General features: G+C 42.6%; 11 protein-coding genes and 1 pseudogene. 2 read left to right on the top strand and 10 right to left on the bottom strand.

Annotated features, from left to right (window positions below; all coding sequences use genetic code 11):
- The first annotated feature begins 516 nt into the window (after positions 1-516).
- A complete protein-coding gene (locus EWV66_RS17855) occupies positions 517-1,227 on the top strand; it encodes an FkbM family methyltransferase (protein WP_287108313.1) in 711 nt (236 codons plus the stop codon).
- Positions 1,228-1,432: 205 nt separating this feature from the next.
- Here the strand turns inward: EWV66_RS17855 and EWV66_RS17850 are convergent.
- From EWV66_RS17850 to sufB, 6 genes and pseudogenes are all read right to left on the bottom strand, one after another.
- A pseudogene (locus EWV66_RS17850) lies at positions 1,433-2,583 on the bottom strand (RNA-guided endonuclease InsQ/TnpB family protein).
- A 690-nt stretch (positions 2,584-3,273) separates the two neighbouring features.
- The gene (locus EWV66_RS17845; protein ID WP_052277066.1) at positions 3,274-4,779 is read right to left on the bottom strand and encodes an RluA family pseudouridine synthase; all 1,506 of its coding nucleotides are present in this window, start codon (positions 4,777-4,779) and stop codon (positions 3,274-3,276) included.
- 33 nt (positions 4,780-4,812) lie between these two features.
- Complete coding sequence (locus tag EWV66_RS17840) at positions 4,813-6,075, bottom strand: SufS family cysteine desulfurase (protein ID WP_287108310.1); 1,263 nt, start codon at positions 6,073-6,075, stop codon at positions 4,813-4,815.
- 55 nt (positions 6,076-6,130) lie between these two features.
- The gene (gene sufD, locus EWV66_RS17835; RefSeq protein ID WP_072926621.1) at positions 6,131-7,456 is read right to left on the bottom strand and encodes a Fe-S cluster assembly protein SufD; all 1,326 of its coding nucleotides are present in this window, start codon (positions 7,454-7,456) and stop codon (positions 6,131-6,133) included.
- A 223-nt stretch (positions 7,457-7,679) separates the two neighbouring features.
- On the bottom strand, positions 7,680-8,450 hold the full coding sequence (sufC, locus tag EWV66_RS17830; protein WP_002783202.1) for a Fe-S cluster assembly ATPase SufC: 771 nt from the start codon (positions 8,448-8,450) through the stop codon (positions 7,680-7,682).
- A 156-nt stretch (positions 8,451-8,606) separates the two neighbouring features.
- Positions 8,607-10,049, bottom strand: coding sequence for a Fe-S cluster assembly protein SufB (gene sufB, locus EWV66_RS17825; protein WP_052277068.1), 1,443 nt, complete (start codon positions 10,047-10,049; stop codon positions 8,607-8,609).
- Between the two features lie 214 nt (positions 10,050-10,263).
- Between sufB and sufR the strand changes: the two genes are divergently transcribed.
- Positions 10,264-10,902 carry an iron-sulfur cluster biosynthesis transcriptional regulator SufR gene (gene sufR, locus EWV66_RS17820; protein WP_052277069.1) on the top strand — a complete coding sequence of 213 codons (639 nt, stop codon included), beginning with the start codon at positions 10,264-10,266 and terminating at the stop codon, positions 10,900-10,902.
- A gap of 10 nt (positions 10,903-10,912) precedes the next feature.
- On the opposite strand, the gene EWV66_RS17815 is transcribed toward sufR, so the two are convergent.
- The 4 genes from EWV66_RS17815 to purD form a co-directional block, all read right to left on the bottom strand.
- Positions 10,913-11,623, bottom strand: coding sequence for a Uma2 family endonuclease (locus EWV66_RS17815; protein ID WP_052277070.1), 711 nt, complete (start codon positions 11,621-11,623; stop codon positions 10,913-10,915).
- A 224-nt stretch (positions 11,624-11,847) separates the two neighbouring features.
- Complete coding sequence (locus tag EWV66_RS17810; protein ID WP_287108306.1) at positions 11,848-13,404, bottom strand: type II CAAX endopeptidase family protein; 1,557 nt, start codon at positions 13,402-13,404, stop codon at positions 11,848-11,850.
- Positions 13,405-13,509: 105 nt separating this feature from the next.
- Positions 13,510-14,736, bottom strand: coding sequence for a glycosyltransferase family 4 protein (locus EWV66_RS17805; RefSeq protein ID WP_287108305.1), 1,227 nt, complete (start codon positions 14,734-14,736; stop codon positions 13,510-13,512).
- Between the two features lie 210 nt (positions 14,737-14,946).
- The gene (gene purD, locus EWV66_RS17800) at positions 14,947-16,212 is read right to left on the bottom strand and encodes a phosphoribosylamine--glycine ligase (RefSeq protein ID WP_052277073.1); all 1,266 of its coding nucleotides are present in this window, start codon (positions 16,210-16,212) and stop codon (positions 14,947-14,949) included.
- Positions 16,213-16,522 lie beyond the last annotated feature (310 nt).

Genomic DNA, 16,522 nt, shown 5'->3' with positions numbered 1-16,522 from the left:
ACCTCTGGTAAAAATCAAAAATTGTTGTTAGGGTTAGTGCGATGCCGAAGGCACTGCGTAGCAGTACGCCATTGCGGTAGGGTGCGTTCCCTAATCTGGCTCCTAGCTGCCGCACCGATAGAGACCCCACAGTGCGGTATTGGGTTTTATTGAGGGGGTGTCGGACCGATGGGGTAGGATAGTAGGACAGAGGAGGAGGCTCGACCGCAGAGAGCGGTATAATTAATATTTAGATGCCTTCATGGCTAACTTGAAGTGAGAGTATATGTTGAAAGGGACTATTTATTTGCATAAGTTCAATTATTTTCTTGGATTGGTTCGAGAGATTGGTGGCTGGGATTTCCTATACCGCTATGTAGTAAGCTAAACGGCGCTTAACCTGCATGATCCAACAGCTATAACCCTTTTGGAGTCTATATCGGTGATCCGAAGTAAAAGCCGTTTAGCTTACGAGGATTTTATAAGATAACCAAGCTCAACCAGAAAATGGTTCTATTTAATAATGTAGAAATGATTTTGCCGTACGATAGTCGATTCGGAACGGAAATTTTCCTTAAGGGAAGCAAGTTAGATTGGGGGTCTGAAATTATCCTTCATCGATTCTTAGATATTAATAAAGACTTTATTGATGTTGGAGCTAATATTGGTTATTATAGTTTACTTGCTGCTCCTTCATCTAATCAGGTTTATGCCTTTGAACCCGATCCGAGAATGGTTGAACACTTAAAGAGAAATCTTTCCCAGTTTCAAAACTGTCATGTTCTAGAAGAAGCACTTTTTTCCGAGCCTGGCAGTATGGATCTTAATTTGAACTCAATGCCTGAACTAAATTCGCTGGTTAGGCATAGTCCCCAAGAGAACAAGGTGACAGTCAAGGTAAATACTTTAGACAAATTGATGTCTGATTATCCGTTACTGAGTGTTTCCTGTATCAAAACAGATGCTGAAGGAGCAGACTTCGATATACTAATGGGTGGCAAAAATCTTCTAATTCGAGATCAACCTTTGGTATTGTCCGAAATTTATCCAACAACCAAGCTCCTTGAATTTATTAAATCTATTGAATTTACCTGTTTTGCTTTCGTCAAACCTAAGGAGGAGGATGGAGATAATTCGCGACCAAAATTCATCAAGATTGAAACAAAACCGACAAACTTTCATATTAAGATGATTTTCTTAGTTCCTAATCGGCTCTTGTCAAGGTTTGAAGAGCTAAAAGATGTCTAACACTTCGTCGCTGCGGACGGAACAGAGCTTATTCCTAGCCATCGCTGTAGGGTGCGTTCCCTAATCTAGCTGCTACTGCCGCACCGATAGATTTTTGGGAACGCACCATGCTAATTCATTCGAGCAAGTGATTACAAGCTATAGTTAGTAAAAGTATAGTCAAATATAGACAGACTGAATTCCATTTCAGAAATTCCCTTCACTTTTACTTCGAGAGATTGATTCTCCTTGGGTGAACTACGCACCTCTCTATCCCATAGCGGTTAAACGCATTTGGGAATGCTTTTCGCAAAATATTGTAGGAACCCATGACATCAGATTGAACCAGAATCCCCTTATCTGTACGATATAACCCTCGCGAAATTCTTTTTCCTGAAAACACTGGCTTTTCAGTTATCTTTCCATAAACGGGGAGAGGATCGTCATTCAAAAAATTAGAAGCTGAGGTATAGGATTCTTCTTGAAGAATCACAGAGATTCCTTCTAATTGACATTTATAACTAATCATCTCAATTAATCGAGCATGAGGGATGGTCACAAATTTTTGATTGTTGACTTTTCCTAAGTTCACTTCTTGTTTCCAACCGTGATTTTTCCCAATTACTAAAGTTGTTATCTCTTGCTCAACTAAGAGATTTACTAAATAACGACTAGCCTGATGAAGATAATCATCTACTTTCTGATTACGGCAACGGGTTAAACGGCGAATCCTCTGGGAACTTTGACGATTACCTTTTAACAGAGATTGTAACTTAGCTCGACGTTGGTTATAGCCATCAAATTATCTATGCCTAAATCTATCGCAGCTATCTTTTCATTAGGAGCTAAGAACTGTTCGGTTTTCTCATAAATTACCTCGATTACATAACAATCACATTTAGGAACTATTCTGACTTCTGCTATGCGCTCCGCCACTCTTGTCGGCAAGGCAATTGAAGTACCTGATAGTTTGACTAACCCTTGCCTAAGACCTACTTTGCTTATAGCTTGAATCGTGTAAACTAAGAGATTTCGTCCTTTTTTTGGCTCCTTATAGCCAGGGATTTTGGGTTTTCCCAGAAATTTATCGGGGTGACTTTTAAACTCCGATGCAGCGGCAAAAAATGATTGCCAGTTCCGGTCTAATCCTCTTAAAACTTGTTGGGAAACTTTAGCGGGTAAAGCTTGATACTGTTCTGTCTTTTTCATGAGAGAGGCCATCTGATTATAGGTCAAATAGCCATGACCATAAATGAAGTTTTGTCGGATTAAATAATTGGCTGAGTTGTAAAGATTTTTAGACTGCCAAGATAAATTATCTATCTCAGCCCAAAATCTATGTCCTTTCTTGATAATGTGTCTTTCTGCTACTAACATTATTATCCGTTGTCTTTTAACTCAGCGTCGGGTTTTGAATGGTTGTCATCCGTTATGATAATTGTACGAGAAGGCAATTGATAACCTGTTAAATTCCCTTGTTTCCACCACCTCCAAGCCGTTCGATAACTTATTCCTGTTTTTTTTGCATAGTCTGATAGTTTTGTCTGTACATATTACCATGAATGACTATATATGACTATATTTGTATTGAAACTTTACAATACTTTAGAAGGTCATAATCTGAGATTTATTAAACTTCTGAAATTGTAGAGTGAGCAAGGAATCAAGTTCTTTTTTTTCTATGTTTCCGATGAGAATCATTCAGACAGAAAATCCCAACTATGGCACTGGTAATCCCGCTCGGACAAGCTGAAAAAGTTTAAGGGTTTTGAGTCCCTCGGATCGATTTCTCAACGTTTATTTCTAGCACTTTTTTAACCAAAAAAGTGCCAAAAACCTTTTTTAGCAAGGATTGCACTGATATTCAGCCAACCCTATTTATTTTCTGGCTGACCTTGTACCCATGTTAGTAAATCGGGTTATAGCGTTTCCCAATCTCATGAGGTACACCAAAATCTTAACTCCTGACTCCTGACTCCTGACTCCTCAAAACCTAAGACTCTGTACCTCACAACTAGGGGAATTGCTATATTATAGATAGTTTTTGGCCGTTAGCAATTATAGCTCTCAAAAGGGGGTGGGAATGATTAGGTCAATTTTAGTTTCGGTCTGAGGATGACGAAAAGATAATTGTTTAGCGTGTAGGTATAAACGGTCGGACTGCTTACCATTATACAAGCGATCGCCTAAAATTCCTATCCCTAATCCCTGTTGACTATGAACACGAATTTGATGGGTTCTTCCCGTGTAGGGAATAAATTCGAGGCGAGAATAATTGCCTTCTTTACCGACAACTTTAAAATAGGTTTGACTAGCTTTTCCCCTTTGCCAATCCACAGTTTGATAGGGTCGATTTTGCGGATTTCCCCAGAGAGGTAGGTCAATTATACCTGATTCTCGCTCAATAATTTCTGATAATATAGCTTCATAGATTTTCTCCACTTCTCGCCGTTGAAATTGTTGGGATAAACAACGATAAATATCTAAACTTTTAGCTAGTAATAATATACCCGAAGTTTCTCGATCTAAACGATGAACGGGAATGAGATTTTTCCCTTGACGACGAAAACGATTAACCACAGCATCTTGACTATCTTGATAACGTCCTGTTACCGATAATAATCCTGGGGGTTTATTAATAGCAATTATTCCCTCATCTTCGTAGATAATTTCTAGGGATGAACGTAAACCAGAGAGTAAAAAACCCATGAGAGGTTGACATCTTTCTTGACAAGCGCCATAAAATTCTCCCTGTTTTCTATCTCGATTCGATTCTCCCCACCAAAATTCGGCCATGGCGATGGGTTTTAATCCTTTCATGGCGGCATAATTTAATAATTTTGGGGCGCAACATTCCCCTGTTCCCGTCGGTAACAAATTACTACCCATCAATTTAGCCAAGGAGAGAGATTGTCCAGAAAAGTTATTTAAACAGTAGGATTGATACAGCAATTCCTGTAACTGTTTGGAGAGGTTCCTACGCTGTTGCTTAAGTTCAATAATTCTCTGATTGGCGAAGTTTATTTTCTCAATTAAGGGTTCTAAAACTTGTTTTTGTTCCTGTTTTAATTGCTTTCTTGCTCTTTTTTCCTGACGACTGAGATTATTTAACTTTTCTAATTCTTCTGGTTTTAAATTACCTAAATTTCTTAATCTATCTCGTTCCTGTTTATGGTTTTGATGTTGTTGCTGTAAAGCTTGGATTTTGCGCTCAAAATTTGCTTGATTGAGTCGATATAAATTATGTTCTGGGATTGATTGCAGGGTGATAATTTCCTGTTTAATTGTTTCTAAAAGTTGCAAAACTCGCTTTTCTTCCAGCACAATTTTTTCTCTCCCCACTAGGGACGGAACCCAGCCAGTAGCTTCTCCCTGTCCAGAAAAAGCTTTTAAAATTTCTATTTCGCCAGCAGCATTTTCTCCTAACAAAATGCCATACATTTTACCTTCAGGATTGGTGATAGTTGTCATCAAATCTTGGGCGATTTTTTCAGCCAAAAGAGTGCGGGGCAAGCGCAATAACTCGCCCGTTTCGGGACAAATTCCTTGATAATAATAGGTAACTTCCTTCACTCTTTAAGAACAGGAAAAGGGCTAGAAATCCCCCTAAGAAAAACAATTGGCAAAGAAATCGATAGTTTCCTGTAGGGCGACAATAAAGCTATCAATTTCTTCGCGGGTATTATAAAAATATAGACTTGCCCGCGCGCTGCCGGAAGCATCAAAAAAGCGGTGTAGAGGTTGGGTACAGTGATGACCGGAGCGAATAGCGATTCCTTCCTGGTCTAATAAAGTGGCTAAATCACTAGCATGAATCCCTTCCACATTAAAGGCGGCTAAACTAGCCCGACCTTGGCCTGTTAAACTAGGTGGCGGCCCGTAAATTCTTAAACCCTCAATTTCTCCTAATTTTTTGAACAAATGGGCGGTTAATTCTTCTTCGTAGGCATGAATATTATCCATCCCTAAACCCCTTAAATATTCTACCGCAGCACCGAGGGCAATCGCTTCGCCAATAGCGGGGGTTCCGGCTTCAAATTTGTGGGGCAGTTCGGCACAGGTAAAATGGTCTAAATAGACTTCTGCAATCATTTCGCCACCACCAAAAAAGGGCGGCATTGCCTCTAAAATCGCCTCTTTGCCATACAAAAATCCAATACCGGTGGGGGCGCACATTTTATGACCACTAGCCACCAACCAATCACAATCTATGGACTGCACATCAAGGGCCAAATGGGGGACACTTTGACAGGCATCAATTAATACTTTCGCCCCGACTTGATGGGCAAGGCTGACTATTTCGGCTACGGGATTAATACAGCCTAATGTATTGGAAACATGAAGGACAGCAACTAATTTAGTTTTGTCCGATAACAAGGATTTATATTGTTCTAAATCAAAGCTTTCTTCACTGGTTAACTGCACATATTTAATCACTGCCCCCGTCTTTTGGCAGACAATTTGCCAGGGGATTAAATTACTGTGGTGTTCCATCACCGAGAGAATAATTTCATCCCCTGCTTTTAGGGTATTTAATGCCCAACTGTAGGCGACTAAATTAATCGCTTCCGTGGCGTTGCGAGTATAGACAATTTCCTGACGAGAAGCGGCGTTAATAAACCTAGCCACCTTATCTCTGGCCCCTTCGTAGGCTTCCGTTGCCCGGACACTTAAAGTATGCGCCCCCCGATGCACATTAGCGTTATCTTTTTCGTAATAGTTTCGCAGGGTTTCTAATACTTGAATCGGTTTTTGGGAAGTGGCGGCACTATCGAGATAGATAAGGGGTTTATCGTGTACGGTTTGATGGAGGATAGGGAAATCGGCGCGGACTTTTTGGGCGAGGGTTTTTTCTTGGATAATTGTCATTTTAGTCAGGAGTCAGAGGGGTACTTTGGGCAGGTTGACACCCACCCCGGTAGAGTTATTCCACACTGCGACAGGCGACACATTGCCCCAATCTTTGGCGGAGGGATTCTAGAGGAATTTTAGCTAAAATCTCGGACGAGAAAGCATCAATTAACAAACTGCGGGCGGTGTCGGCGCTTAAGCCCCGGCTTTGCAGATAGAATAAATCATCGGCTTCCAGTTGGCTAATGGTTGCCCCGTGGGAACATTTGACGTTATCGGCGGTAATTTGTAATTCCGGTTTGGTGTTGACTCGTGCCTTGTTAGAAATTAACAAATTCCGATTTAACTGGGAGGCGTTGGTTAATTGGGCAGGTTTGGGAACAAACACTTTACCATTAAAGATGGCGTGAGCGCTACCATCAACGATACATTTATGCAGTTGGTTGCTGATGCCGTGGGGGTGGTTGAGATAGATGGCGCTGTGGGTATCGGCGGTTTGTTGTCCGGTAATCATGGCTAATCCGTGCAGATTTGTCTCGGTTTGTTCTCCTTTTTGCAGGATATCGAGGTTATGACGGCAGAGTTTAGCGCCTAGATTTATCTCGTTGAGAGTGTAACGGCTATCGCGTCCTTGTTCAATTATCGTGCGTCCGATGTGAAAACCATCTCCCGATTCCCGTTGTACTCTGGTATGGATGACTTCGGCGTTGGCTTCGAGGTAAATTTCTGTGACAGCGTTGGTGAAATAAGAGTAATTTACAGGTAAATCGGAGCAATGTTCGGCTAAAGCTCCGTAATTCTCGATAATATTGACACTGGCTCCCGTTTCCGCCACGATTAGGCTATGGGGCTGATAAAAGCGGGGAATTTCCTCCACAACGGTGATAAATAGGAGATGTATGGGAGTTGTGACGACAGTGTTAGCGGTGACGTGAATTACTGCGACATCGCTTAAACCAGCTTGGTTGAGTGCGGTAAAAAATTCGGGTGTTTTTTCTTTCCCTAGATAGTTGACAAGAACATCTTTTTGTGCATTGGCGAGATTGCTGACGCTGACACCGGGGGGTAAAGCGGAGATATCGGACAATTCGGGCTGATAAATGCCGTTAACGAAGACTAAACGGCTGTTTTTGGCTTCGGGCAGTAAAAAAACAGCTAGGGCATTTTTATCGATTGTAACGGTTTGGGGGGCGCGAAAATCGATCGCCCATAGTTGACTTAAATCGGTGCATTGCCATTCTTCGTCTTTTTTGCCCGGAATGGCTAATTCCTGAGCTTTACTGGCTCCCGATTCTCTTAATTCGAGAATTTTACCGTTATCGATGGTGGGAACCGTTTCGCGAGACAATTTTAACAATAATTCTCCTGATTGTTCAGGTTTCGTGATTATGGCTGTCATTGGTAGGAGGGGGTTGGGGTGTGGGGTAGTGGGGTAGTGGGGTGTAGGGTGTGGGGTAGTGGGGTAGTGGGGTAGTGGGGTAGTGGGGTAGTGGGGTAGTGGAGCATTTGGCTGAAATTTCCCTAAACCCCTAAATCCCTATCACCCTATCTCCCGACTCCTGAATACTGACTCCTGAATACTGACTCCTGAATACTGATAACTGATAACTGATAACTGATGATTATTTAACGGCTAATACTTGTTCGTCGAGGAAATCGTAGCCAGTTCTTTCTAATTCGAGGGCTAATTCTTTACCGCCACTGGTGACAATGCGCCCATCGTACATAACATGAATAACATCGGGTTCAATGTAGTTGAGCAGACGCTGATAGTGAGTGATAAGTAAAAAAGCGTTATCGGGAGTAGCTAATTGATTGACTCCCTGGGCAACAATTCGCAAAGCATCGATGTCTAAACCGGAGTCAATTTCATCGAGAATTCCTAAAGTAGGTTCTAACAAAGCCATTTGTAGGATTTCATTACGTTTTTTCTCACCACCGGAGAAACCTTCGTTTAAACTTCTGCCAAGAAAGCTAGGATTCATCTGGACAACTTCTAGTTTTTTCTCGACTAATTCCTCAAAGTCAAAACTATCTAATTCTTCCGAACCTAAATATTTTTGTCGGGCATTATAGGCAACGCGAAGAAAATCGAGGTTACTAACGCCGGGGATTTCTAGGGGATATTGGAATGCGAGAAAGATACCCATAAGCGCTCGTTCATCGGGTTCTTTGTCTAAAAGATTTTCACCTTTATAAATTATTTCTCCCCCAGTTACTTCATAATCGGGATGTCCAGCGATTACTTTGGAAAAGGTGCTTTTTCCTGAGCCATTGCGTCCCATAATTGCGTGGGTTTCCCCTGCTTTAATTTCGAGGTTAACTCCTTTAAGAATCTGGTTTCCATCAATACTAGCGGTCAGATTTTTTACCGATAAAATTACTTCACTCATGGGATGTTTTTCTAGAACAAAAATATTAGTTTTTGGGGTTGACGGCGAATCATCAATTGATGGATAAATTGTCTTAGCTTTTGGTGGGTTACGGCTATCGCCTAACTTAGCTTTTGGTGGGTTACGGCTATCGCCTAACCCACCCTACTTTACTGATTATCCGACGGTTCCTTCTAGCTTGAGACTGAGGAGTTTATCGGCTTCGGCGGCGAATTCCATCGGTAATTTACTGAGGACATCCTTACAGAAACCACTGACTAACATAGAGACAGCATCTTCCTCGGAAATACCCCGTTGTGCGAAGTAGAATAATTGGTCTTCACCGATTTTAGAAGTAGAAGCTTCGTGTTCTACTTTAGCACTATTGTTATCCACCTGAATATAGGGAAAAGTGTTAGCTTCGGCATTATCTCCAATCAGCATAGAATCACACTGGGAGTAATTTCTTGCTCCCTTGGCTTTCGGTCCCATTTTCACTAAACCGCGATAACTATTTTGGGAATTACCCGCAGAAATTCCCTTAGAAATAATCGTACTTTTGGTGTTGCGGCCAATGTGAATCATTTTCGTACCTGTATCGGCCTGTTGTTTGTTATTAGTTAGGGCAATTGAGTAGAATTCTCCGACGGAATTATCGCCAACTAAGACACAACTGGGATACTTCCAAGTAATCGCTGAACCGGTTTCTACTTGCGTCCAAGAAATTTTAGAATTAACTCCTTTACACAGACCCCGTTTAGTGACGAAATTATAAATACCTCCCTTACCATTGGCATCGCCAGCGTACCAATTTTGCACCGTCGAATATTTAATATCCGCATTATCGAGGGCGACTAATTCCACGACGGCGGCATGAAGTTGATTACTATCGTACATCGGAGCGGTGCAACCTTCTAAATAACTTACCGATGCCCCTTCTTCAGCGACAATTAAAGTTCTTTCAAATTGTCCCGTCTCACCGTTATTAATCCGAAAATAGGTGGACAATTCCATCGGACAGGCGACACCTTTGGGGATAAAAACAAAGGAACCATCGCTAAAAACGGCAGAATTAAGAGCGGCAAAATAATTATCACCCACGGGAACGACACTGCCGAGATATTTTTGTACTAAGTCGGGATGTTCCTGTAAAGCTTCCGAAATAGAACAGAAAATAACCCCCTGTTCTGCTAGTTTTTCTTTAAAAGTTGTGGCGATAGAAACGCTGTCAAAGATAGCATCGACAGCGACATTAGAAAGGCGTTTTTGTTCCGAAAGGGGAATGCCTAATTTTTCAAAGGTTTCGATTAAAGTGGGGTCAACTTCTTCAAGACTGTTGAGTTTTGCTTTTTTCTGTTTGGGTGCAGAGTAGTAGATAATATTTTGATAATCAATGGCAGGATAGGAAACGTGCGGCCAACTGGGTTCGGTCATCTTTTGCCATTGATGGTAGGCCCGAAGACGAAAATCGAGCATGAATTCCGGTTCCTTCTTTTTCGCCGAAATTAGGCGAATAATCTCCTCATTCAAACCGCGAGGGATGGTTTCCGATTCGATATCGGTGATGAAACCGTACTTGTAGGGTTGGTTAACGAGGTTTTTAACGGTGGTTGCACTCATGGGGGTTAGTGTTCTCTCTACGCGGGAGGCAGTTAAACAACAAGAAAGTTGTTTAAATTGATTATATAATAGATTAACAACAAAGCTGTTGTCAAAGTCAGGGAAAATTTGAGAGGATGCTGATAAACCTCTGTTATTCAAGTTACTCTGTAGGGGTAATTGGCCGCTCCTTGACCCTCAGCAATTGTACGCTAAAGCCTCTGTTTTTGGTATCATGACCACGACTCAACCCGCCTCGACGAAAGACGATATTCTGCAATATTTGCTCAAAAACGGTCAATCTACCGCCCAAGACTTGGCTGAGGAGTTAACTATTAGTCCGCAAGCGACGCGCCGCCATCTTAAGGATTTGGAGGGGGAAGGACTGATCGAATATTTTGCGGTACAAAATAAGATAGGACGACCCCAGCACATTTATCGTCTCAGTCGTCAAGGTCGTGGCCGTTTTCCCCATAATTACGATAATTTCGCTGTTTCTTTCCTCAATACTCTGGTGGAGACGGTGGGAGAGCAACAGGTGGGGGAAATTCTCAAAAAACAGTGGCAACGCAAAGCGGCAGAATATCAATTGCGCCTCGGCAAGGGGTCTTTAGGGGAAAGAATGAGAAAATTGCTAGAAATTCGCCAAGAGGAGGGTTATATGGCAGAATTAGTGGCACTGGAAGCAGAAAATAGTTATATCCTGGCCGAGCATCATTGCGCTATTGCTGAGGTCGCCGGTTCCTATCCCAGTATCTGTGGCCATGAATTAGAAATGTTTGCCATGCTACTGCCTGATTGTACGATCGAACGGACTCACTGGATCAACCAAGGTGAGCAACGATGTGGTTATCTAATTAAGTGCAAGGGTTGAAAGAGAAAGATTAGAGATTTTCATCGGGATTTATGCCCAATTCCCGCAGTTTAGCCGCTAATTTTGCGGATTTCTGCCTTTCCTGTTCAACTTGGGTTTCTGCCTGTTGTGCCGCTTCTGCGGGAGTGGGTACTAATTCACCTTCGGGGGTAAAATAGCGCAATTTATTGGCAGCTAAACCCAAATATAAGCCTAATTGTTGACTCCAGAGCCATCCCTGGGCATTGGGGGTAATCGGTTGATATTGACCGCTAATTAGAGTAAATCCTGCAAATTCTAAGCTTTCTGGGTCAAACCAAAAATAATCGGGAGTGCGAAATATATCCTGATAAATTTGTTTTTTCTCCTCTCGGTCAACTTTGGCGGTACTATCGGAGAGAATTTCGATAATTAAATTGGGATATTTGCCCTCTTCTTGCCAAACTACCCAACTTCTGCGGTTGGGATTGGGATTTGTCCCCAAAAAGACGAAAAAATCGGGACCACGGCAGAATTCTGACTTTTTCTGGTTAGGACTGTAATAAATGGTTAAATTGCCGGCGGCAAAATAATCTTCTCGCTCGCGCCACCACCATTCTAAACACTGAATTAATAAAATAATTTGTTGTAGATGTAGGTTACTTTCCCAGGGTGGTTCATCACTCCAAAATTCGCCTTCTGGGAAGATTATCTCAGGGTTTACATGAGACTCGACTAGGGGTAAGCTTTGAGCGATAGTCATGGTTTGTAGGGAGGCACAATTATTTGTAGGATGGGTTAGCGGTAGCGTAACCCATGCAGGCGTTGGGTTTCATGCTTCAACCCAACCTACGTTCATCTTATATTTAATTCCACCCACCCACTTAGGTTGATATTTAATTATAAATTACAGCCTTCTCTCATAAAGATGAAGTAGGAGGGTATTTGTCATCATCTCTAGACTACCTCTAAAACCAGAGACTTCACCTAACCCGCACCGCTGCCCAATAAAAATAAACTTAACAGGGTGCCACCATTCCAGAGACTATGAACCAACATCGAGGATAATAAATTTTTCGAGCGGGTGTAAACAAAGCCAAGAACACAACCTAGCACGGTTAAAGGCAGCACTTCTGACAAATTTTGGTGAGCCAGGGCGAAAATCAAACTACTAAGCGCAATCGCACCCCAGACGGGTAGATAACGAGTCAAAGAAGCTAGTAAAAAGCCGCGAAAGACAATTTCCTCGAAAAAAGGAGCGGCAAGGGAAGCAGTAAAGCCAAAACAGAGCAAAGCGAAGGTATTCTGGGATTCTAGGGCTAAAGTCAGCAGCGGGTTACTACCCCCTTGTCCTTGCCAAATTAGTTGATTGAGCAAAGAAACGATAATAACGAGGGGTAAAGCGACAAAATAGCCGGCTAATCCCCAGAGAAACCAAGGACTAAAGAGGTTAAAACGAAACCAATCGGGAGGTAAAGGGCGAAAAGGCTTGATTGCTAGGTATAAAACCGATAAACTGCTCACTGTTAAGGCTAAATAACTAACTACAACGTATATTGCTTTAGCTTCTAGACTGAATTTTTCGGGGTTGAGACTCAAGAAACTCGATAAAACCCCGAAAATTACCGGTAAAACAATTTGTCCGACGAAAAAGAAACCGATAATTATTCCCCACCAGAGGGTTTCTCCTCCCCACTTAGTTTGCCAAGCGAGACTATCATCTAAAAAGAGCAGCGCTCGCTGTTTACGGAGCAGCCACTGCACTAATAAAAAGACCAACAGCACAACACCGATTAAACCGCCGATAAGAGGCAACAAAGCCAGTAAAATTAGTTGAATTAAGGCATTAGCCGCCACTTCACTCTGTTCTTCCTCTAAAGCGAGTAAATCCTCTTGACGATTTTCGAGACTATATAATTTTTCCAGAATGGTATAACGAAACCATCCTTGAAAATTGCGCTCGATTCTCGCTTCAGCATCGGAGGCAATTTCGGGGGGTTCACTATATAATCCCTCTAACAGCAGCGCATTTCCTAAAACAGCAGGTTTATAGTTCTCAAATTCTGATTTTTCCTTGATATCTTGCCAGATTTGCCGTGCTGAATCCAAGTCACCTTGACTAGCTTGAATGAGACTTAATTTTAGCTCTAAATCTTTTAAGGAATTGATTTCCCGCTCAAGGGATTTTTTTTGTTCGGGATTAACTGCTGATTTTTTTAGTTCGGTGATTGTTTTTTTGGCACTTTTCTGGGCTGATAAATACTGTTCTTCGGCAGTGGTATAAGTATCTTCACCAATCAGGGAAGTTTGAATTAATTTAAGATTAGCAAATTCCTCGCTATTAGGGTCAGCATCGCTGCTGAGAGTCGTGACTTGTAGGTTGAGATTGGTTTGATACAGTTGAATATTCGATTGGATTTGAGGCTGATTAACACTAGAAATTAAAGCTGTAACTACTGGAGTTAAAGCAATAATTGTTAATAAAAAAGCAATCGCTTGTTTGAGACTTTGCCAGGAGAGTTTTTTGGAGAAATTATCGAACATGAAAATAGTTAAGTGGGAGTTAGGGGTGAGTTGATGGGGTGATGGGGGTTGGGTAATAGGTGTCGGGGAAAATTTTCCCTATCCCTAATCCCTATTCCCTAATTATTAACTAACTACTTGAGAAAAAAGATTTTCGTATTGATCCAAAGTCTTTTCAAAGGCATAATTTTCCTCTGCGTATTCTCGTCCCTTTTCTCCTAGTATAGTTGCTAAATCTGGGTTTTTGTATAGCTTTAAAATAGCTGTAGCTAATGCCTCCGGATCTTCGGGATTAACCACCAAACCACCACCACTACGCTCGATCGCCCTAGCGGCGGTTCCATCGGCGGGAACAGAAGCAATAATAGCACGGCCACTAGCTAATAATAGCTGAATTTTGGACGGCATATTAAAGGAAATAACGTTATGTTTTTGCATCACCATACCCACATCGGCCGCCGCTAACATTTCTGGTAATTTTTCCCGGAGTTGAAAGGGTAATAAAAGCACATTACTCGCCCCCTGTTGTTGGCGATACTTTTCTAGGCGATCAAGGGCTTCTTTTTTACCAACAATTACCACTTTAATCTCAGGAATATTAACTAAATGAACTGCGGCATCGATCAGAGTTTCTAAGGGTTGGGTTAGGGCAATATTGCCAGAATATAAAACAACAAACTTGCCCTCAAGATGATTTTCTTGGCGAAAATAATTATGGTTTTTCGGCAAAGGTTTAATAAAGCTGACATCGACCCAATTAGGAATTTCAATAATTTTCTGACTCGGCACATTTTTAGTTAGGAGATTTTTGGTAAAACCATCGGCAATAACCGAGATTTTGCTGGCAGTTTTGTAGGCAAATTTTTCGAGACTGCTAAAAACCTTAATCATTTTCTGATTAGTTAATAATCCCACATGAACTGCCGCATCGGGCAGAATATCCTGTAAATTTAGAATAATCGGTACTCCATATAATTTACTCAATAAAGCGGCGGGAACGCAAACGGGTAATCCGGGGACAGTTAAGAAAATTAGATCGGGTTTTTCTCCTTTGAGAGCCTGAAAGAAACTCAAAAAAACAAAGCTAAATTCAAAGAAAATTCGATTTTTTAAACTTCTTTGGGGGCGCGCCCAAACGTAGGAACGTTGAATTTTAACACCGTTGCGTTCTTCTTCCAGATAGATTTTTCCTCGGTATTCGGGATCGATTTCACTATTAGGATACCAAGGAAAAGCCGTCAAAACCCTGACTTGATGACCTCTTTTAACCAATCCCTCCGCCAATTCTGTCATCAGGGGAGCGATGCCGATCGGTTCGGGATAATAGTTATAAGAATAGAGCAAAATTCGCATAGGGATGGCAATTTGGTTGGGCGATTCAGTTTCATGATTTTATCAATAGTTACTGGTTTTTTGACCAGTCAGATGCGCTTTTGTCAGGGATTACCCTAGAAAGAGGTGAGGATTAGCGGTGAGAGATGCCGAAAAAAGGGGCAATTGGCTGCTAAATTAATCCTCAAAACCCATAACTATTCCCCCTTACCCCAGCCTCAATACTGACCCTTATTTTTCCCGTACCCGGTGGCCGATATCACGACGATAATAGATGCCCTGAAAGTGTATCCTGTTCACCGATTGATAGGCAAGTTCGATCGCCTGATTAAAATTGGCTCCCATCGCCGTGACACCCAAAACCCGGCCGCCATCGGTGAAAATATCGCCGTGTTTTAAAACCGTGCCGGCGTGGAAAACGATCGCCCCTGCAGTTTCAGCGGCCTTAATTCCCGTGATTAACTGGCCTTTTTCGTAGTGGTCGGGATAACCGGCAGAGGCAGCCACCACACAAACGGCACTACCGGAGCGCCATTGTAAAGAGGGGAAATCAGTTAATTTTTGTTGAGCGCAAGCCAGCAGCAGCGGTGCCAGGGGAGTTTCCAGTAGGGGTAAAACCGCTTGGGTTTCGGGATCGCCAAAACGACAGTTAAATTCAAGAACTTTTGGCTCTCCGGCGGGGGAAATCATTAAACCCGCGTAGAGGACTCCTCGATAGTCAATGCCGCGTTTTTGTAGGGTGGCGACGATGGGGGCAAGGATGTCTCGGTCCACCGCTTCGATAATGGCGGCGGTGGCTATGGGTGCGGGGGCATAAACTCCCATACCGCCGGTATTTTTGCCGGTATCGCCTTCACCGATCCGCTTGTGATCTTGGGCGGGTAGCAGGGAACGAAAGCTGATCCCATCGGTGAGGGTGAGGATAGACACTTCTTCTCCCTCTAGGAATTCTTCCACCACGACTTTAGTAAAGCCACTGGTAAAAAGATCATCGATCGCTTCTAGGGCCGTATCTACGGTTTCGGCGACAATTACCCCTTTTCCTGCGGCTAATCCGTCAGCTTTCACCACAATTGGCGCTCCTTGCTCTCGGATATAAGTTTTTGCTAATTCTGCATCGGTAAAGGTTTCGGAAGTGGCGGTGATAACTCCGGCTTCGTTCATTAATTCTTTGGCCCAGGATTTGCTCGATTCAATTAAGGCCCCGGTTTGTGTGGGGCCAAAAACGGCAATTTCTTGGCCGAGAAGATGATCGGTAATGCCGAGGGAGAGGGGATATTCTGGCCCGACAACCACCAGATCGACGCAATTTTCTCGGGCAAAACGGCTAATTTCAGCAAAATCCTCCATTGCTAGGGGGATATTTTCACATTGAGGTAAAATTGCCGTTCCCCCATTACCTGGAATACAGAACACTTGTTCTACTTGAGGCGATTGTAGGAGTTTCCAAGCTAGAGCGTGTTCTCGACCACCACTGCCGATAACGATAATTTTCACGGATAAACGCAGCCTAAATGACGATGGCTTAATTATCCCCTAGCTCTGGGGCGCCATTGGCTAGAAGTTGAGATTATTTAACTTTTTAATCGATTTGACGGATTCAGGATTCAGGAGTCAGGAGTCAGGAGATAGGAGTCAGGAGATAGGAGTCAGGAGATAGGAGATTATTTTATTTATTCTCCCCACTCCCCGTTACAGTAGAGCAGGAAGTCGCCTTCCCACCCCCTGCTTCAAAACCGGACTTACGACTTTCGCCGTATCCGGCTCCTGAGTAACTAGGCTACTGTCATTAGTAGAATAATAATGG

Source organism: Microcystis sp. M_OC_Ca_00000000_C217Col (assembly GCF_007095585.1).
In the GTDB taxonomy this organism is placed as follows: domain Bacteria; phylum Cyanobacteriota; class Cyanobacteriia; order Cyanobacteriales; family Microcystaceae; genus Microcystis; species Microcystis panniformis.
This window is presented reverse-complemented; position numbering and strand designations above follow the sequence as displayed.

Coding starts and splice junctions, on each gene's coding strand:
- sufD (WP_072926621.1), bottom strand. CDS start 7,456: ATGACAGCCATAATCACGAAACCTGAACAATCAGGAGAATTATTGTTA.
- EWV66_RS17810 (WP_287108306.1), bottom strand. CDS start 13,404: ATGTTCGATAATTTCTCCAAAAAACTCTCCTGGCAAAGTCTCAAACAA.
- EWV66_RS17805 (WP_287108305.1), bottom strand. CDS start 14,736: ATGCGAATTTTGCTCTATTCTTATAACTATTATCCCGAACCGATCGGC.
- EWV66_RS17840 (WP_287108310.1), bottom strand. CDS start 6,075: ATGACAATTATCCAAGAAAAAACCCTCGCCCAAAAAGTCCGCGCCGAT.
- EWV66_RS17815 (WP_052277070.1), bottom strand. CDS start 11,623: ATGACTATCGCTCAAAGCTTACCCCTAGTCGAGTCTCATGTAAACCCT.
- sufC (WP_002783202.1), bottom strand. CDS start 8,450: ATGAGTGAAGTAATTTTATCGGTAAAAAATCTGACCGCTAGTATTGAT.
- sufR (WP_052277069.1), top strand. CDS start 10,264: ATGACCACGACTCAACCCGCCTCGACGAAAGACGATATTCTGCAATAT.
- sufB (WP_052277068.1), bottom strand. CDS start 10,049: ATGAGTGCAACCACCGTTAAAAACCTCGTTAACCAACCCTACAAGTAC.